Here is a 17,719-nt window from a genome sequence, read left to right as displayed (position 1 = left end):
CGGCCCCGGCCCCGCCGCCTCAGCCGCGGAGCTGCTCGTACGCGGGAAGCGTGAGGAAGTCCGTGTAGTGCTCGTCCAGGGCCACCGTCAGCAGCAGATCATGGGCCTGCCGCCACTTCCCGGACGCGAAGGCGTCGTCACCGATCTCGGCGCGGATCGCGGTGAGTTCCTCGTCGGCGAGCGCGCGGGCGAGTTCCGGCGTGGCCCGCACGGTCCGGCCCTCGTGCTCGAACTCGACGCCCGCGTTGATCCACTGCCAGATCTGGGAGCGGGAGATCTCCGCCGTGGCCGCGTCCTCCATCAGATGGAAGATCGCCACCGCGCCCATGCCCCGCAGCCAGGCCTCGATGTACCGGACACCGACCTGGACCGCGTTGCGCAGGCCCTCGTACGTCGGCCTCGCGTCCAGCGAGTCGACGGCGATCAGATCACCGGCCGCGACGGAGACGTCCTCGCGCAGCCGGTCCTTCTGGTGCGGCCGGTCGCCGAGGACCGCGTCGAAGGACGCCATCGCGATCGGCACCAGATCCGGATGCGCGACCCAGGAGCCGTCGAAGCCGTCGGCGGCCTCCCGGTCCTTGTCCGCCTTGACCTTCTCGAAGGCGGTCTTGTTGACCTCCGCGTCGTGCCGCGACGGGATGAAGGCCGCCATACCGCCGATGGCGTGCGCGCCGCGCTTGTGGCAGGTACGGACGAGCAGTTCGGTGTACGCGCGCATGAACGGCGCCGTCATCGTCACGGCGTTGCGGTCGGGCAGGACGAACTTGGCCCCGCCGTCGCGGAAGTTCTTCACGATCGAGAAGAGATAGTCCCAGCGGCCCGCGTTGAGCCCGGAGGCGTGGTCGCGCAGTTCGTAGAGGATCTCGTCCATCTCGTACGCGGCGGTGATCGTCTCGATCAGTACGGTCGCCCGGACGGTGGACCGCGGAATGCCGGCATGGTCCTGGGCGAAGACGAAGATGTCGTTCCAGAGACGCGCCTCCAGGTGCGACTCCGTCTTCGGGAGGTAGAAGTACGGGCCCTTGCCCAGCTCGACCAGTGTCCTCGCGTTGTGGAAGAAGTACAGACCGAAGTCGACCAGCGCGCCGGGCACCGGCACCCCGTCCACCTGGAGATGGCGCTCCGTCAGATGCCAGCCGCGCGGGCGCATCACGACGGTCGCGAGCCGGTCCGCGTCCCCCAGGGCGTACGACTTGCCGGAGCGCGGGTCGGTGAAGTCGATGCGGCGGGCGTAGGCGTCCATCAGATTGAGCTGGCCCAGGACCACGTTCTCCCAGGTGGGCGCGGAGGCGTCCTCGAAGTCCGCGAGCCAGACCCGGGCGCCCGAATTGAGCGCGTTGATCGTCATCTTGCGGTCCGTCGGCCCGGTGATCTCCACCCGCCGGTCCTCGAGCGCGGCGGGCGAGGGAGCGACACGCCAGCTCTCGTCCTCGCGGATCGCGGCCGTCTCCGGCAGGAAGTCCAGACTGGCGGTACGGGCGATCTCGGCGCGGCGCAGGGTGCGGCGGGCGAGCAGTTCATCACGCCGGGGAGTGAACCGCCGGTGCAGCTCCGCCACGAAGGTGAGGGCGGCGTCGGTGAGTACCTCGTCCTGCCTGGGCAGGAGTTCGGCGTCGACGACAACCGCTGGGGACGGCGCTGGTGCGGACATGAGCTGTCACTCTCCTTCGCGGGGTGCTGCGCGGGGGGTGTGCCCGGCGGCCGGCGGGTCACCTTGGACGGCACGGGGTGCCATGGCGCCGGGCTACGGTCGCGGGCGCCGGCCGAGAGGCCGGACGCTCTGACCTGTGGATAGTAGTTTCCTCATGGTGGAAGTTCAATGGTTTGTTGATGTCGGGAGTCTCCGGTCCGGCAGACCATGGCGCCGAGTGCCAGGCATGCGCCGCGGTAGGTCTGTCATGGGTCACCGCTCCAGATACGACAGATCCTCCTCCGTGTCGATGTCGTAGGCCCGCGCGACATCCCCGCACTCCACCAGCGCGATCTCGCTTTCATGTGTTCTCAGGTAGTCGCGCGCCCCGCGATCGCCCTCCGCGTCCGCCGCGATCTCCGCCCACCGGCGGGCGCCGAACAGTACGGGATGGCCGCGCCGTCCGTCGTACGCGGCCGACGCGAGCGCGTCGGGACCGGTGCACGCGGCCACCACCCGGGCCACCGCCGCCGGGCCGATGCCGGGCTGGTCCACCAGCAGGACGAGCACCGCGGCGGCGTCCGTGCCGAGCAGCGAGACCAGCCCGGCGCGCAGTGACGATCCCATGCCGTCGGCCCACCGCGGATTGTCGACGAGTACGCAGCCGGGCAGCTCGGCCCGGTGCCGTACGCGGTCCGCCGCCGCGCCCAGCACCACATGCACCGGCCCGCAGCCGCCTTCGCGCAGCGTGCGCGCAGCGTGCTCGACCAGCGGGCGGCCCCGGTGGGTCAGCAGCGCCTTCGGCCGGCCGCCCAGTCTGCGCCCGCCGCCCGCCGCGAGCAGCAGCCCGGCGACGGGTGGAACCGGGGTGGCGCGCGCGGTGGGGCCGCGAGCCCGCGTGCTGTCGCTGTCCATGCCTGCTGCCATGGGCCCTGCATACCGTATCCGCGCGCGGCGCGCCGATGCGCGTCCGCCGTGATCACCGGGTGTTCTGTCCGCATTCCGCTCGGATTCCCGCCGTATTCCGTCCGCGGAGTGGCGCGCACCGCGCGAAATGGCGTTAACTTGCCCGCGAACCTTGGCGCTTGACCACCGTCCGGGAGTCGGAATGTTCAGCGTGAAGGTGTGCCGACACAAGAATGTGTGGGCGCGAGGGGCAAGGGGGGAAGCTTTGTTGCGGAGCGTGGGGCAGCCGCCGGTGACAGAGACCGGCGAGGACCCGAGGGTGGCGGGGCTGGACGGAGCCGTTTCCAGACTGCGGCGCGAGCTGGCGGGCTATCCGGTCGAGTTCAGGGACCGGGCCATCGCCGAGGACGAACTGGCGGCACTGGCCGTGATGGTGGCCAACGGTGCTCCGGAGATCGCCCGTATGCGCCGTTCGCTGCTGCTGATCGTCGGTTCGATCGGTTCGGTCAGCGCGCTGGGACCGGCGCTGATGGGTGTACGGAACGCCGTCGACCTCTTCGGAGAGGCGCCCCGGCCACGCCGGTAGCGCGTTTTCGAGCACCGTACCGGCCGGACGTCCCCGGGACCGGCCGGACGTATCAGGGGATCAGCCGGGCGGGCCGGACGCCGGTTCGTCCGGCGGTCCGGCGCGAGGTTGTGGGACCGTTTCTCGCCGCGCCCGGAAATCGACCGGCTCAGCCCTGAATCGACCGGCTCAGCCCTGTGCCGTGGTGCTCGCCAGCACCTCCGAGAGGTCCCGCGCCACCTCCTGGAGCACCGGGACGATCTTCTCCGTGGCCTCCTCCGTCACCCGGCCGGCCGGCCCCGAGATCGAAATGGCCGCCGCCGTCGGCGAGTTGGGCACGGGCACGGCCAGACAGCGGACCCCGATCTCCTGCTCGTTGTCGTCGATCGCGTATCCGGCCCTGCGCACCAGTTCCAGGGCCTCCAGAAAGCCTTCGGGTGTCGTGATCGTCTTCTCCGTGGCGGCGGGCATACCCGTACGGGCGAGCAGGGCGCGGACCTCCTCCGCCGGCGCGTGCGCGAGCAGCGCCTTGCCCACACCCGTGGAGTGCGGCAGCACCCGGCGGCCCACCTCGGTGAACATCCGCATCGAGTGCTTCGACGGGACCTGGGCGACATAGACGATCTCGTCGCCGTCGAGCAGCGCCATGTTCGCGGTCTCGCCGGTCTCCTCGACCAGCCGGGCCAGATACGGCCTGGCCCAGGTGCCGAGCAGCCGGGACGCCGACTCGCCGAGCCGGATCAGCCGGGGGCCCAGCGCGTAACGCCGGTTCGACTGCTGGCGCACATAACCGCAGGCGACCAGCGTGCGCATCAGCCGGTGGATCGTCGGCAGCGGCAGTCCGCTGCTGGCCGAGAGCTCGCTGAGGCCGACCTCGCCGCCCGCGTCCGCCATCCGTTCGAGCAGGTCGAAGGCGCGCTCAAGGGACTGGACGCCGCCGCTGGCGGGCGCGGATTTGCTGGCGTCGGTGGTGCTGGCGCTGGACGACGGCACGTCAACGGTCCTTTCGGAGCAGGCGGGGCCGGACAGGCAGCCTACCGGGCGCAACAGCCCGGCACATGGCCGATCGAGAGCCGTCTCCGCCGGTCAGAGCGCGTCGGCCCGTTCCCGAGGGGGCGACCGGGCCGCTGACCTGTTCTGCTTGGTTTCTGCTTGGTGAAATGGAATTTCCGCCCTATGGAAGTAACCCAGTCTAGCGCGGTGCGACCCGTTCCGCGCGCCACCCTGGAAATGTGGTCTTGACGGGCCGGGGTCCGAAGTGAAGACTCCTTCAACAGTTCGTTGAATTCATGGGCGGGAATGACAGCGCCGGCGGCAGCGGCGACAACGGCAGCGGCGACGGCGACATGGTGACGGCGAAGTGAGGGCACGGGTGTCCGAGGTGAATCTGTTCCTGCGCTCGACGCGCGTCATCACGCCCGAAGGGACGCGGGCCGCGTCCGTCGCCGTCGCGGGCGGGCGGATCGAGGCGGTCCTGCCGTACGACGCCGCGCCGCCGGCGGGCGCCCGGCTGGAGGACGTCGGGAACGATGTCGTCCTGCCCGGACTGGTCGACACCCATGTCCATGTGAACGATCCGGGACGCACCGAGTGGGAGGGCTTCTGGACCGCCACCCGCGCCGCCGCGGCCGGCGGGATCACCACCCTGCTCGACATGCCCCTGAACTCCGTCCCGCCCACCACGACCGTCGGCCATCTCCGCGTAAAGCAGCGGGTGGCACGTACGAAGGCCCATGTCGACGTGGGGTTCTGGGGCGGCGCGATCCCCGGCAATCTCGAGGATCTCCGGCCGCTGCACGACGCCGGGGTCTTCGGCTTCAAATGCTTTCTGTCGCCGTCCGGTGTGGAGGAGTTTCCCGAGCTGGACCAGGAGCACCTGGAGAGTTCGCTGACCGGGATCGCCGGTTTCGGCGGACTGCTGATCGTCCACGCCGAGGATCCTCATCAGCTGGCCCGCGCGCCCCGGCGCGCTGGTCCCGCCTACGCCGACTTCCTGGCATCCCGCCCGCGCGAGGCCGAGAACGCGGCGATCGAGGGACTCGTCGCGCTGGCCGGGCGGCTCGACGCGCGGGTACATGTGCTGCACCTCTCCTCCTCGGACGCGCTGCCGCTGATCGCCGCGGCCAAGCGGGCGGGAGTGCGGATCACCGTCGAGTCCTGTCCGCACTTCCTCACCCTCACCGCCGAGGAGGTGCCGGACGGGGCGACGGAGTTCAAGTGCTGTCCGCCGATCCGCGAGGCCGCGAACCGGGACGCGCTCTGGCAGGGGCTCGTCGACGGCACCATCGACTGTGTCGTCTCCGACCACTCGCCCTGCACCGCCGATCTGAAGACTCCCGATTTCGCCGCCGCCTGGGGCGGGATCTCCTCGCTTCAGCTCGGCCTGCCCGCGATCTGGACCGAGGCGCGCGCACGGGGCCGCTCGCTGGAGGAGGTCGTCCGCTGGATGTCGGCGGGCCCGGCCGCGCTCGCGGGACTCACCCGTAAGGGCGCCGTCGAGGCGGGGCGGGACGCCGACTTCGCGGTGCTCGCGCCCGACGAGAGCTTCACCGTGGACCCGGGCGCACTGCACCACCGCAACCAGGTCACGGCGTACGCGGGCAAGCGTCTGTACGGAGTCGTCCGGTCGACCTGGCTGCGCGGCACCCGGATCGTTCATGACGGCGTCCTCGCCGAACCGTCCGGCCGACTGCTCGAAAGGAACGACTGACCGTGTCGGAAGCCCAAGCCAGTGCCGAAGCCAGTGCCGGAGCCGTATCCCAAGCCGGAGCCGGAGCCGGAGCCGGAGCCGGAGCCGGAGCGGAGGCCGACGCCGACGCGCCGTCGTCCGGTCCCGCCCGGCCCGTCCCGCCGTCCTTCACCGGTGACGCCCGGCCCTACGGCGGAGGCGATCCGTACGCCGACTACCGCACCGCGGACTTTCCCTTCGCGGGTCTGGCCGATCTCGCGGACCGCCGCCTCGGGGCCGGGGTCGTCGCGGCCAACGACGAGTTCTTCGCCGAGCGCGAGAATCTGCTGAGGCCGGAGCGCGCGGAGTTCGATCCCGAGCGCTTCGGGCACAAGGGCAAGATCATGGACGGCTGGGAGACCCGGCGCAGACGCGGCACGGGCGCGGACCGGCCGCATCCCCGCGACGAGGACCACGACTGGGCGCTGGTCAGGCTCGGCGCCGCCGGGATCGTCCGCGGGATCGTCGTCGACACCGCGCACTTCAGAGGAAACTACCCACGGGCGGTCTCCGTGGAGGGCACCTCGCTGCCGGGTTCCCCGTCGCCCGAGGAACTGCTCGCCGACGAGGTGAGGTGGACGGTCCTGGTGCCTCGTACGACCATCGGCGGCCACGCCGCCAACGGCTTCACGGTCGACACCGGGCGGCGCTTCACCCATCTCCGGGTCAACCAGCATCCCGACGGAGGCATCGCCCGGCTGCGGGTGTACGGCGAGGCCGTGCCCGATCCGGGCTGGCTCGGTGTCCTCGGTACGTTCGACGTGATCGCGCTGGAGAACGGCGGCACGGTCGAGGACGCCTCCGACCGCTTCTACTCGCCCGCCGTCCACACCATCCTGCCGGGCCGCTCCCGCAGGATGGACGACGGCTGGGAGACCCGGCGGCGCAGGGACCGGGGCAACGACTGGATCCGCTACCGCCCCGCGGAGCGGGCCGAGATCCGCGCGGTCGAGATCGACACGGCGTATCTGAAGGGCAACGCGGCGGGCTGGGCGACGCTGTCCGTACGCGACGGCGGGAGCGGTGACGGGCGTGCTGACGGGAGCGGTGAGTGGACCGAGATCCTGTCCAGGACCCGGCTCCAGCCCGACACGAACCACCGCTTCGCCCTGCCCGTACCCGTGGTCGCGACCCAGGTGCGGATCGACATCTACCCCGACGGTGGCATCTCCCGGCTGCGGCTCCTCGGCTCGCTCACCGAGGACGGCATGCGCCGTCTCACGGCCCGCCACCAGGAGCGGGACCCCGGCTGACCGGGCTCGGCCGGCCCGGCTCCGGCCGGCACCCCCGGCCGGCACCCCCTCCGCCGGTACCGGCCCGCGGGCGATCGCTCCCGACGCCGGGACCGTACCGAAAGTCGGGACCTGCGCGACTTTGGTCTCGTCCCGCCGCCAGGGCCCCCGCCCCGGCCGCCGCGTCCGTAGATTCGTCGGCATGACACGGACGGACCATTCCTGGCTGCTTCCCTCGGCGCTGATCGGCCCGCGGGGCCCGGAGCTGCCCGGCGACCGCGGCGGGCCCCGGCCGCGCCGTACCGTGCGCGACTGGGCCGTGGACCTGTCGATGTTCTTTCTCGCGGCCGGGGTGGGGCTGCCCGCCGTGGAGGCGAGTGAGCGGGCGGGCAACGGCGGTACCGTCGTCCTCCTCGACCTGCTGGCCGGGGCGGTCGCGTGCTGCGCCCTGTGGCTACGGCGGCGCCGGCCGGTGGAGCTCGCCGCCGCGCTGGCCGTGCTCAGCACGCTGGCACCCGTCGCGGGCGGGGCCGCGCTGGCGGCCCTGTTCAGCGTGGCCATACACCGGCCGCTGCGGCCCGTCCTGATCGTCGCCGGGCTGTGCCTCCTGGGCGGCAGCGCGCAGTCCGTCCTGCGCCCCGAGCCCGGTTCCTCCCTGACGGCCTCCCTGATCGCGATCGCGGTGCTCGTTCTGCTGGTGACCGGCTGGGGCATGCTCGTACGCTCCCGCCGCCAGCTCTTCGTCGCCCTGCGCGAGCGGGCCGTACGCGCCGAGGCCGAGGCCGGACTCCGGGCCGAACAGGCCCAGCGGCTGGCCCGCGAGGCCATCGCCCGGGAGATGCACGACGTGCTCGCCCACCGGCTGACGCTGCTCAGCGTCCACGCGGGCGCCCTGGAATTCCGGCCCGACGCGCCGCCGCCCGAGGTCGCCAGGGCCGCCGGTGTGATCAGGGACAGCGCGCACGAGGCCCTCCAGGATCTCCGCGCGATCATCGGAGTGCTGAGAGCGCCCGGTGACGAGGACAACCGGCCGCAGCCGACTCTGGCCACTCTGGACGCCCTGGTCGCCGAGTCCCGTGAGGCCGGGATGAAGGTCACCCTCGACAGCCGGGTCGAGGACCCGTCGGCCGTGCCCGCGGCCGTCGGCCGCACGGTGTTCCGTATCGCACAGGAGGGCCTGACCAATGCCCGCAAGCACGCGCCGGGCACCGAGGCCACCGTCGAGGTGAGCGGCGGCGCCGGGGAAGGGCTCACCGTCGAGATACGCAACTCCGCGCCCCGGGGCGAGGTCCCGGGGGTGCCCGGCTCGGGACAAGGGCTGATCGGGCTGACCGAGCGTGCCGCGCTGGCGGGCGGCCGGTTCGAGCACGGGGCCACCGGCGACGGCGGATTCACCGTACGGGCCTGGCTACCGTGGACCCCATGACCATCAGGCTGATCATCGTCGACGACGACGCGCTGGTCCGCGCCGGACTGACCTTCATGCTCGGCGGTGCCGACGGTATCGAGATCGTGGGGGAGGCCGCCGACGGCACCGCGGTCGCGGCCCTGGTCGAGGCGACCGCGCCCGATGTGGTGCTGATGGACATCCGGATGCCCATCATGGACGGTCTGGCCGCCACCGAGGCGCTGCGCCGCCGCCCGCACGCGCCCGAGGTCCTCGTCCTGACCACCTTCCACGCCGATGAGCAGGTGCTGCGGGCGCTGCGCGCGGGAGCCGCCGGTTTCGTCCTCAAGGACACCCCGCCCGCCGACATCGTCACCGCCGTACGCCGGGTGGCCGCCGGGGACCCGGTGCTCTCACCGGCCGTTACGCGCCAGTTGATGAGCCATGTGGCGGGAGTCGCGTCCGGTGGCCGCAGGGACTGCGCGGCGGAGCGGCTCGCCACCCTCGCGGAGCGGGAGAGGGAGGTCGCGCTCGCCGTCGGCCAGGGCCGGTCCAACGCGGAGATCGCCGCCGGGCTCTACATGAGCGTCCCCACCGTCAAGGCCCATGTCTCCCGCATCCTGGCCAAACTCGGCCTCAACAACCGTGTCCAGATCGCCCTGTTGGTGCATGACGCGGATCCGGCCATCGGGGACGGGGGCCCCGGTGGCGGCGCCGTAGGCTGATCCGATGGCGGTCATCGAACTGGCTGAATACGGCCCGGACTTCAATGTCAACCCCTACCCGTACTACGCGAAGCTGCGCGAGGCGGGGCCCGTTCACGAGGTGGTGGGCCCGGACGGCAATCGCTTCTGGCTGGTCGTCGGATACGAGGAGGGCCGCGCGGCCCTCGCCGACGCCCGGCTGTCCAAGGCGCCCGCCACCATGGGGTACGAGCCGGGCGACGAGGCGATCATGGGCCCGCATGTGCTGACTCTCGACCCGCCGGACCACACCCGGCTGCGGAAGCTGGTCGCTCCCGAGTTCACCCCGCGCCGGGTGGAGGCGCTGCGCCCGCGCGTCCAGCGGATCACCGACGAGCTGCTCGACGCCATGGTCCCGGCCGGGCGGGCCGACCTCGTGGACGCGCTGGCCTTCCCGCTGCCCATCACCGTCATCTCCGAACTGCTCGGTGTGCCGCACGCGGACCGTGACACCTTCCGCGCCTGGACCAACGAGATCGTCGCGCCGACCACGCCCACCGGCCAGCGGGACAACACCGTCGCGCTGTGCGCGTATCTCGACGAGCTCATCGAGGACAAGCGCGCCTCCGCGCCCGCCGACGACCTGCTCTCCACACTGCTGCGCACCAGCGCCGAGGACGGCGACCGGCTGTCCGCGGCCGAACTGCGCGCCTGGGCCTATGTGCTGCTGATCGCCGGACACGAGACGACCGTCAATCTGATCGCCAACGCGGTCCGGTGCCTGCTCACCCACCCCGGCCAACTGGCCGCGCTGCGCGCCGACTTCTCCCTGCTCGACGGCGCGATCGAGGAGACGCTGCGGTTCGAGGGACCAGTGGAGACCAGCACCATCCGGTTCAGCAGGGAGCCGGTCTCCTACGGCGGCACGGAGATCCCGGCCCGGCAGGCGGTACTGGTCGCGCTCGCCTCGGCGGACCGCGATCCCGCCCGCTTCCCCGATCCGGACAGCTTCGACATACGCCGCTCGGCGACGCCCGGCCGTGGCCCGGCGCATCTCGCCTTCGGGCACGGCATCCACTTCTGCATCGGCGCGCCGCTCGCCCGGCTGGAGGGCCGGATCGCCGTCCGTGCGCTGCTGGAGCGCTGCCCCGGGCTGGCGCTCGACCCGGAGGCGGGTCCGTACGAGTGGCTGCCCGGCCTGCTGATCCGGGGTGTGCGCGCGCTGCCGGTGCGCTGGTAGCCGCGCCACGGCGCGCCGGCCGGGCGCGGGATCAGCCGGCGGGGATCTCCGCCAGCGCGACCGGCCGGTGCTCGCGCCGGGACAGCTCGCACGCCTCCGCGATCCGCAGCGCGTGCAGCGCCTCCCCGCCGTCGCACGGATTGTCCAGCTCGCCGTTGACGACCTGGAGGAAGGCGTCCAGCTCCGCCTCGTACGCCGAGGCGAACCGCTCCAGAAAGCCCGGCCACGGGTTGTCGCAGGGCGGCGGGCCCTTGGGCTCGGTCGAGGTGATCGGCGTACGGTCGTCGAGACCGACCGCGAACTGGTCGAGCTCACCGGCGAGTTCCATCCGTACGTCGTAGCCCGCGCCGTTGCACCGGGTGGCCGTGGCGGTCGCGAGCGTCCCGTCGTCCAGGGTGAGCACCGCGGCAGCGGTGTCGATGTCCCCGGCCTCCCGGAACATCCCGGGCCCGGCGTCCGAGCCGGTCGCGTAGACCTCCACCACCTCGCGCCCGGTGACCCAGCGCAGGATGTCGAAGTCGTGCACCAGACAGTCGCGGTAGAGGCCGCCCGAGAGCGGCAGATACGCGGCGGACGGCGGCGCCGGGTCGGAGGTGATCGCCCGTACGGTGTGCAGCCGGCCGAGCCGGCCCGACCGTACGAGTTCGCGCGCCGCGGCGTATCCCGCGTCGAAGCGGCGCATGAAACCGAGCTGGAGCACCGTGCCCGCCGACTCCACCTCGCGCAGCGCACCGAGCGTGCCGGCCAGATCGAGGGCGATGGGCTTCTCGCAGAAGGCGGGCAGCCCGGCGCGGGCCGCGCGGCTGATCAGATCGGCGTGGGACGAGGTGGCCGAGGCGATCACCACGGCGTCCACGCCCCAGGTGAACACTTCGTCGACGGACGGGGCGGCGGTCGATCCCGTACGGTCGGCGACCTCCGTCACCCGGGTCGGGTCGATGTCCGCGACGACCAGGGAGCCGACCTCGCGATGGCGGCTGAGCACGTCCGCGTGAAAGGTGCCGATACGGCCCGTGCCGATGAGTCCGATGCGCATGGCCCCCAAGGTGGCCGTACGACCTCACCATGTCAAGCATTTGTCCTGACAATCTGACTTCGCGACTTCCCGTCAACAATCAGTGCGACTACGCTCGGCCCGTGCCCCATCAGCCGAGACCAGCCCAAGCCGGACAGGAGAGGCCCGGACCGGGGGCGGAGCACGCCCTTCCGCTCCAGCTCGGTGTCGACCGCACCAGTCCCGTGCCGCTCTACTACCAGCTCGCGCAGCAGCTGGAGGCGGCGATCGAGCGCGGCAGACTGGCCCCGGGCAGCCTTCTGGGCAACGAGATCGAACTCGCCGCCCGGCTCGGACTCTCCCGTCCCACCGTCCGCCAGGCCATCCAGTCCCTGGTCGACAAGGGCCTGCTGGTGCGCCGCCGCGGCGTCGGTACCCAGGTCGTGCACAGCCAGGTCAAGCGCCCGCTGGAGCTGAGCAGCCTCTACGACGACCTGGAGGCGGCGGGCCAGCGCCCCGCCACGCGCGTCCTGCGCAACACGATCGAGCCGGCCACCGCGGAGGTCGCCGCCGCCCTGGGCGTCGCCGAGGGCATGGACGTACGGCTTGTCGAGCGGCTGCGGTACGCGCACGACGAGCCGATGGCGTGTCTGCGCAACCATCTGCCGTCCGGGCTCATCGACTACGACACCGAGCGGCTGGAGGCCACCGGGCTCTACCGGATGATGCGCTCCGCCGGAATCACCCTGCACAGCGCCCGCCAGTCGGTCGGCGCGCGGGCCGCCACCGCCGAGGAGGGCGGGCTGCTGGCCGAGCCCACGGGCGCGCCGCTGCTCACGATGGAACGGATCACGTTCGACGACACCGGGCGGGCCGTGGAGTTCGGCTCGCACATCTACCGGGCGTCCCGGTACGCCTTCGAGTTCCAGCTCCTCGTACGCCCGTAGGGCCCTGACCCGTGTCTTCTTCGTAAGAATGTACGGATAAAAGTACGGACAAAACAGGGACGCACTTGTGCGGACGGGACCGGAACTTCCCCCGTCGGCCGTCACAGGGCGGCGGTGGCATGGCGCCCCCGTGACGCGGACAGAACATCCGGTGGGCCACCCGATGACCACCCGGCGAACGGACATGACCGATACTTGGGCGGCCGGGCCGGCTCCGTACGCATCCCGGCCGTACGAGGACCTCAGCGGGAAGGGCACGGCGTCGTGGCAACGGTTCGGACAGGGATACGCGCGCTGAGCGCGGTGGTGGCGGCGGTGCTCGGGGTCTCGGCCCTCGCCGGCTGCAGCAGCACGGGCGGCAAGCGCGCGGAGGAGAGGGCCCAGCGGGCCGCCGCGCAGGGACGGGCCGCTGTGGACACGCCGAAGTGGACCGTCGCCATGGTCACCCACTCCGGCGACGGCGACACCTTCTGGGACATCGTCCAGCGCGGCGCCGAGCAGGCGGCCGTCAAGGACAACATCGACTTCCTCTACGCGCACAGCGACGAGGGCCAGCAGCAGGCCCAGCTCGTCCAGTCCTACATCGACAAGAAGGTCGACGGGCTCGTCGTCACACTCGCCAAGCCCGACGCGATGAAGGACGTCCTCGCCAAGGCCGTCAAGGCCGGTATCCCGGTGATCACCGTGAACTCCGGGGCCGAGCAGTCGAAGCGGTTCGGCGCGCTCAGCCACATCGGCCAGGACGAGTCCATAGCGGGCGAGGCCGTCGGCGAGGAACTGGACAGGCGCGGCAGGAAGAAGGCGCTCTGTGTCATCCACGAACAGGGCAACGTCGGCCATGAACAGCGCTGCGCGGGAGCGAAGGAGACCTTCGGCGGCCAGCTCCAGAACCTCTACGTCGAGGGTACGAACATGCCGGACGTCCAGGCGTCCATCGAGGCCAAGCTCCAGGCGGACCGGAGCATCGACGCCGTGGTCACCCTCGGCGCCCCCTTCGCGGACGCCGCCGTCAAGGCGAAGGAGTCGGCGGGCAGCGAGGCGGAGATCGACACCTTCGACCTGAATCCCAAGGTCGCCGCCGGACTCACGGCCGGGACGCTCGGCTTCGCCGTTGACCAGCAGCCCTATCTCCAGGGATACGAGGCCGTGGACCTGCTCTGGCTCTACCGCTACAACGCCGATGTGCTCGGCGGTGGACGCCCGGTCCTGACCGGACCGCAGATCGTCACCGAGAAGGACGCCGGAGCGCTGGCGCGGTACACGGAGCGGGGCACCCGATGACCATGGCCGCGCCACCGGTGGACGACCGGCCCGACGGACCGCGCGGGAGCGGCGGCGACGAGCGTCTGCTCCGCGTCTCGCCGCTGCGTACGCTGCTCGGCCGGCCCGAACTGGGCGCGGTCGTCGGCGCGATCGCCGTCTTCCTCTTCTTCTCGGTCTTCGCGGACTCGTTCCTCCGGGCATCGAGCCTCGGCACCGTCCTGTACGCGGCCTCCACGATCGGGATCATGGCCGTCCCGGTGGCGCTGCTGATGATCGGCGGCGAGTTCGATCTCTCGGCCGGTGTGATGGTCACCGGCTCCGCGCTGGTCTCCTCGATGTTCAGCTATCAGACGACGGCGAACGTCTGGGTCGGCGTCGGGGTGTCGCTGCTGGTCACGCTGGCCTTCGGAGCCTTCAACGGCGTGATGCTCACGCGTACCTGGCTGCCGAGCTTCATCATCACGCTGGGCACCTTCCTGATGCTGACCGGACTCAATCTCGGGCTCACGAAGCTGATCAGCGGCACGGTCTCCACCAAGACCATCGCGGACATGGAGGGCTTCCCCTCCGCCAGGAAGCTCTTCGCCTCCCAGCTCACCCTGGGCGACGTCGAGCTGAAGGTGACCATCCTGTGGTGGGCCGCGCTGGTGGCGCTGGCCACCTGGATCCTGCTGCGGACCCGCTTCGGCAACTGGATCTTCGCGGTCGGCGGCAACGCCGAGGCCGCCCGGGCGGTCGGCGTACCGGTCGCCAGGACCAGGATCGGGCTGTACATGGGCGTGGCCTTCTGCGCCTGGGTCTCCGGGCAGCATCTGCTGTTCTCGTTCGATGTCGTCCAGTCGGGCGAGGGCGTCGGCAACGAGCTGATCTACATCATCGCGGCCGTCATCGGCGGCTGTCTGATCACCGGCGGTTACGGCTCGGCGATCGGCTCCGCGGTCGGCGCGTTCATCTTCGGTATGACCAGCAAGGGCATCGTCTACGCCGAGTGGAACCCGGACTGGTTCAAGTTCTTCCTCGGAGCGATGCTCCTTCTGGCCACCCTGCTCAACGCATGGGTGCGCAGGCGTGCGGAGGCGACACGATGACGGCGCGGAGCACGACGGCGGCGGTGGACGGCGCGGCGGCGGGCGGCCCACTGGTCGAGCTGGACAACGTCAGCAAGTACTACGGCAACATCCGGGCCCTGGAAGGTGTCTCGCTGGAAGTCCACGCGGGCGGGATCAGCTGTGTCCTGGGCGACAACGGCGCCGGCAAGTCCACACTGATCAAGATCGTCGCCGGACTGCACCGGCACGACGCGGGCGACCTCCTGATCGACGGGGTGAGGACCGTGCTCGCCTCACCGCGCGACGCGCTGGACCGCGGTATCGCCACCGTCTACCAGGACCTCGCCGTGGTGCCGCTGATGCCGGTCTGGCGCAACTTCTTCCTGGGATCCGAGCCGACCAGGGGAAGCGGTCCCTTCCGGCGGCTCGATGTCGCGCTGATGCGGGAGACGACCCGTGCCGCGCTGCTGCGGATGGGTATCGATCTGCGCGATGTCGACCAGCCGATCGGCACCCTGTCCGGCGGTGAGCGCCAGTGTGTGGCCATCGCCCGTGCCGTCCACTTCGGCGCGAAGGTCCTGGTGCTGGACGAGCCGACCGCGGCTCTCGGGGTGAAGCAGTCGGGTGTGGTGCTCAAATATGTGGCCGCCGCACGTGACGCGGGACTCGGTGTGGTGCTCATCACGCACAATCCGCACCACGCCTTTCTGGTCGGCGACCGGTTCACGCTGCTCAAGCGCGGAATCATGTCGGGGAGCCACACCAAGGACTCGATCACCCTGGACGAGCTGACACGCGAGATGGCGGGCGGCTCGGAGCTGGCGGAGCTGAGCCACGAACTGGAGCGTGCCATGGGCGACACCTCCTGACGCCGGCTCCCGTCGCCGGCCTCCTGACACCGACGGGCCGCGCGGCCACCTCACCCGCCCTCACCCGCCCCGGATGGCACAATCTGCCAGGGCGGACACCGTCCGCCGCCGCTGCCCACCCGGGCCGGCCGGCCCCCGATCCCAGGGACGACACGACCCGTGCGAGCACCCGAACCACGGCCCGGGCCCGAACCACGGCCCGGCCGACTCCGGCTCATCCGGCACGCCAGGCCCGAGCCGACGCGTACGAGGGAGTCCGGCCGATGAGCACCTACCGTGACTTCGCCTCCCACCGCGGCTCCGCCCGCGCCACGGTCCTGCGGACCGCGGGCACCCGTGAGCGCCGCTCGCTGCTCACCGCGCCCCGGGTCCCGACCGTCGGTATCGACATCGGCGGTACGAAGGTGATGGCCGGCGTGGTCGATCCCGACGGCAACATCCTGGAGAAGCTCCGTACCGAGACCCCGGACAAGTCCAAGAGCCCACGGGTGGTCGAGGACACCATCGTGGAGCTGGTCCTCGATCTCTCCGACCGCCACGATGTGCACGCCGTCGGTATCGGCGCGGCCGGCTGGGTCGACGCGGAGCGCTCCAAGGTGCTCTTCGCTCCGCATCTCGCCTGGCGCGACGAACCTCTCAGGGACGCGCTCTCCGCACGGCTCGCCGTGCCGGTGATGGTCGACAACGACGCCAACACCGCCGCCTGGGCGGAGTGGCGCTTCGGCGCCGGACGTGGCGAGGACCATCTCGTCATGATCACGCTCGGTACGGGGATCGGCGGCGCCATCCTGGAGGACGGCCGGGTCAAGCGCGGCAAGTACGGCGTCGCCGGTGAGTTCGGCCATATGCAGGTCGTCCCCGGCGGCCACCGCTGCCCGTGCGGCAACCGCGGCTGCTGGGAGCAGTACAGCTCGGGCAACGCGCTCGTACGGGAGGCCAGGGAGCTCGCCGCCGCCGACTCGCCGGTCGCGTACAACATCATCGACCGCGTCAAGGGCAATGTGCAGGACATCACGGGCCCGCTGATCACCGAGCTCGCCCGCGAGGGCGACGCCATGTGCGTCGAGCTGTTCCAGGACATCGGCCAGTGGCTCGGCATCGGCATCGCCAATCTCGCCGCCGCCCTCGATCCGTCCTGCTTTGTCATCGGCGGAGGCGTCAGCGCCGCCGACGATCTGCTGATCGGCCCGGCCCGTGAGGCCTTCCGCCGCCATCTCACCGGCCGCGGCTACCGTCCCGAGGCCACGATCGCCAAGGCACAGCTCGGCCCGGAGGCGGGGATGGTCGGCGCCGCCGATCTCTCCCGGCTGGTGGCCAGACGCTTCCGCCGCGCCAAGCGCCGTCGGGTCGAGCGCCACGAGCGGTACGAGCGCTACGCCCAGGCCCTCCGCACCGCCCGCACGGGCACGAGCCAGGAATCGCAGTCATGACGCTGTCCCGACCGTTGCCGGCCACGGACGAGACCGGTAGGCCGCCGGAGGACCGGCGTCACCGCAACCGCCGCCGCTGGCTGACGGCCGTCGTCATCGTGCTGCTCATCGGTGTCCCGGCCGGCTATCTGGTGATCTCCGCCGGACAGAGCCGGGAGAGCGGCCGGGACAAGGAGGCCGAGTCCTCCGCCACCGGACTCCAGCACCTCAGGCCCTCCAAGATGAAGCGCCGGATCTTCGAGGTGCCGATTCCCACCCGGGCCACCCGGGTGCGGTACTTCGAGACGAGCAACTGGAAGACCAGCCGGCTGTACGTGCAGTTCGACGTGGACTCCACACAGCTCGACACGTTCCTGACCGACATGGGGACCAGCAGGTCCGCGCTCACCGACGGCCACATCACGATCGGCCCCCGCGATCTGCGGACCGTCGGCTGGAACTTCGACCTCCCGGGCCACGACTGGGCGGGCACCAGCCACCGGCAGAAGGCACCGCGGCCCAGCCAGGACGTGGTGGTCGATCTCACCGAGCCGGGCTTCCCACGGGTGTTCGTCGTCTCCACCACCACGCCGTGATCCCGGCCTACCAGCGATCGGCCACTTCCAGGAACAGGTCGAACACCTTGGTGTCGAAGTAGGGGCTGCGGTCCCAGCCCTCATCGGTGATGCCGGTCCACACCCCGTTCGCATAGCCCTCCTGGAACGCGTCGTCGTAGTCACGGAACCACGACCCGCCGGTGGCACCCACGCCGAAGCCGCAGGGGACCTCGATGAACCCGTCGGCCCCGCTCACCGGC

Annotated in this window: 16 protein-coding genes and 1 pseudogene; 12 read left to right on the top strand and 5 right to left on the bottom strand. The window is 71.4% G+C overall.

From position 1 onward, the window contains the following. Window positions 1–19 precede the first annotated feature (19 nt). Both aceB and BFF77_RS10745 read right to left on the bottom strand, forming a co-directional pair. Window positions 20–1,651, bottom strand: coding sequence for a malate synthase A (gene aceB, locus BFF77_RS10750; RefSeq protein ID WP_066946940.1), 1,632 nt, complete (start codon window positions 1,649–1,651; stop codon window positions 20–22). A 252-nt stretch (window positions 1,652–1,903) separates the two neighbouring features. After that, window positions 1,904–2,545, bottom strand: a complete 642-nt coding sequence (locus BFF77_RS10745; protein WP_066946938.1) for a nucleotidyltransferase family protein — start codon at window positions 2,543–2,545, stop codon at window positions 1,904–1,906. Window positions 2,546–2,801: 256 nt separating this feature from the next. Here BFF77_RS10745 and BFF77_RS10740 point away from each other — a divergent pair, with 256 nt between their 5' ends. Beyond that, window positions 2,802–3,122, top strand: a complete 321-nt coding sequence (locus BFF77_RS10740) for a DUF5955 family protein (RefSeq protein WP_079125010.1) — start codon at window positions 2,802–2,804, stop codon at window positions 3,120–3,122. 168 nt (window positions 3,123–3,290) lie between these two features. Here BFF77_RS10740 and BFF77_RS10735 read toward each other — a convergent pair whose 3' ends face one another. Continuing rightward, window positions 3,291–4,094, bottom strand: a complete 804-nt coding sequence (locus BFF77_RS10735) for an IclR family transcriptional regulator (RefSeq protein ID WP_066946933.1) — start codon at window positions 4,092–4,094, stop codon at window positions 3,291–3,293. A gap of 379 nt (window positions 4,095–4,473) precedes the next feature. On the opposite strand from BFF77_RS10735, the gene allB reads away from it, so the two are divergent. From allB to BFF77_RS10710, 5 genes are all read left to right on the top strand, one after another. Then, window positions 4,474–5,811 carry an allantoinase AllB gene (gene allB, locus BFF77_RS10730; RefSeq protein ID WP_066946930.1) on the top strand — a complete coding sequence of 446 codons (1,338 nt, stop codon included), beginning with the start codon at window positions 4,474–4,476 and terminating at the stop codon, window positions 5,809–5,811. 2 nt (window positions 5,812–5,813) lie between these two features. Next, window positions 5,814–7,082 carry an allantoicase gene (alc, locus tag BFF77_RS10725; protein ID WP_079125009.1) on the top strand — a complete coding sequence of 423 codons (1,269 nt, stop codon included), beginning with the start codon at window positions 5,814–5,816 and terminating at the stop codon, window positions 7,080–7,082. A 181-nt stretch (window positions 7,083–7,263) separates the two neighbouring features. Further along, window positions 7,264–8,487, top strand: coding sequence for a sensor histidine kinase (locus BFF77_RS10720; protein WP_066946928.1), 1,224 nt, complete (start codon window positions 7,264–7,266; stop codon window positions 8,485–8,487). Continuing rightward, on the top strand, window positions 8,484–9,173 hold the full coding sequence (locus tag BFF77_RS10715) for a response regulator transcription factor (RefSeq protein WP_066946925.1): 690 nt from the start codon (window positions 8,484–8,486) through the stop codon (window positions 9,171–9,173). The genes BFF77_RS10720 and BFF77_RS10715 overlap by 4 nt, the downstream gene beginning before the upstream one ends. Before the next feature lie 4 nt (window positions 9,174–9,177). Further along, window positions 9,178–10,371 (top strand): cytochrome P450 family protein, encoded by a 1,194-nt coding sequence (locus BFF77_RS10710; RefSeq protein ID WP_066946923.1) that lies wholly within the window; start codon window positions 9,178–9,180, stop codon window positions 10,369–10,371. A 31-nt stretch (window positions 10,372–10,402) separates the two neighbouring features. Here the strand turns inward: BFF77_RS10710 and BFF77_RS10705 are convergent, their stop codons facing one another. Beyond that, window positions 10,403–11,407: a Gfo/Idh/MocA family protein gene (locus BFF77_RS10705; protein ID WP_066946920.1), complete on the bottom strand. Its 1,005-nt coding sequence runs from the start codon at window positions 11,405–11,407 to the stop codon at window positions 10,403–10,405. Between the two features lie 101 nt (window positions 11,408–11,508). On the opposite strand from BFF77_RS10705, the gene BFF77_RS10700 reads away from it, so the two are divergent. From BFF77_RS10700 to BFF77_RS10675, 6 genes are all read left to right on the top strand, one after another. Then, window positions 11,509–12,312 (top strand): GntR family transcriptional regulator, encoded by an 804-nt coding sequence (locus tag BFF77_RS10700; RefSeq protein WP_245703348.1) that lies wholly within the window; start codon window positions 11,509–11,511, stop codon window positions 12,310–12,312. Between the two features lie 264 nt (window positions 12,313–12,576). Beyond that, window positions 12,577–13,593, top strand: a complete 1,017-nt coding sequence (locus BFF77_RS10695) for a sugar ABC transporter substrate-binding protein (protein ID WP_066946915.1) — start codon at window positions 12,577–12,579, stop codon at window positions 13,591–13,593. Further along, on the top strand, window positions 13,590–14,663 hold the full coding sequence (locus BFF77_RS10690; protein ID WP_066946912.1) for an ABC transporter permease: 1,074 nt from the start codon (window positions 13,590–13,592) through the stop codon (window positions 14,661–14,663). Before BFF77_RS10695 ends, BFF77_RS10690 begins: the two co-directional genes overlap by 4 nt. After that, the gene (locus BFF77_RS10685; RefSeq protein ID WP_066946909.1) at window positions 14,660–15,493 is read left to right on the top strand and encodes an ATP-binding cassette domain-containing protein; all 834 of its coding nucleotides are present in this window, start codon (window positions 14,660–14,662) and stop codon (window positions 15,491–15,493) included. The genes BFF77_RS10690 and BFF77_RS10685 overlap by 4 nt, the downstream gene beginning before the upstream one ends. 263 nt (window positions 15,494–15,756) lie before the next feature. Next, window positions 15,757–16,923 carry an ROK family glucokinase gene (locus tag BFF77_RS10680; RefSeq protein ID WP_066946906.1) on the top strand — a complete coding sequence of 389 codons (1,167 nt, stop codon included), beginning with the start codon at window positions 15,757–15,759 and terminating at the stop codon, window positions 16,921–16,923. Continuing rightward, a complete protein-coding gene (locus BFF77_RS10675; protein ID WP_066946904.1) occupies window positions 16,920–17,498 on the top strand; it encodes a hypothetical protein in 579 nt (192 codons plus the stop codon). Before BFF77_RS10680 ends, BFF77_RS10675 begins: the two co-directional genes overlap by 4 nt. Before the next feature lie 7 nt (window positions 17,499–17,505). On the opposite strand, the pseudogene BFF77_RS35565 reads toward BFF77_RS10675, so the two are convergent. Next, window positions 17,506–17,719: pseudogene (locus tag BFF77_RS35565) on the bottom strand (hypothetical protein); the annotation flags it as partial.

The organism is Streptomyces lushanensis, from assembly GCF_001700515.1.
Classification (GTDB): domain Bacteria; phylum Actinomycetota; class Actinomycetes; order Streptomycetales; family Streptomycetaceae; genus Streptomyces; species Streptomyces lushanensis.
This window is presented reverse-complemented; position numbering and strand designations above follow the sequence as displayed.

Coding starts and splice junctions, on each gene's coding strand:
- aceB (WP_066946940.1), bottom strand. CDS start 1,651: ATGTCCGCACCAGCGCCGTCCCCAGCGGTTGTCGTCGACGCCGAACTC.
- BFF77_RS10745 (WP_066946938.1), bottom strand. CDS start 2,545: ATGGACAGCGACAGCACGCGGGCTCGCGGCCCCACCGCGCGCGCCACC.
- BFF77_RS10720 (WP_066946928.1), top strand. CDS start 7,264: ATGACACGGACGGACCATTCCTGGCTGCTTCCCTCGGCGCTGATCGGC.
- BFF77_RS10715 (WP_066946925.1), top strand. CDS start 8,484: ATGACCATCAGGCTGATCATCGTCGACGACGACGCGCTGGTCCGCGCC.
- BFF77_RS10710 (WP_066946923.1), top strand. CDS start 9,178: ATGGCGGTCATCGAACTGGCTGAATACGGCCCGGACTTCAATGTCAAC.
- BFF77_RS10705 (WP_066946920.1), bottom strand. CDS start 11,407: ATGCGCATCGGACTCATCGGCACGGGCCGTATCGGCACCTTTCACGCG.
- BFF77_RS10690 (WP_066946912.1), top strand. CDS start 13,590: ATGACCATGGCCGCGCCACCGGTGGACGACCGGCCCGACGGACCGCGC.
- BFF77_RS10685 (WP_066946909.1), top strand. CDS start 14,660: ATGACGGCGCGGAGCACGACGGCGGCGGTGGACGGCGCGGCGGCGGGC.
- BFF77_RS10680 (WP_066946906.1), top strand. CDS start 15,757: ATGAGCACCTACCGTGACTTCGCCTCCCACCGCGGCTCCGCCCGCGCC.
- BFF77_RS10675 (WP_066946904.1), top strand. CDS start 16,920: ATGACGCTGTCCCGACCGTTGCCGGCCACGGACGAGACCGGTAGGCCG.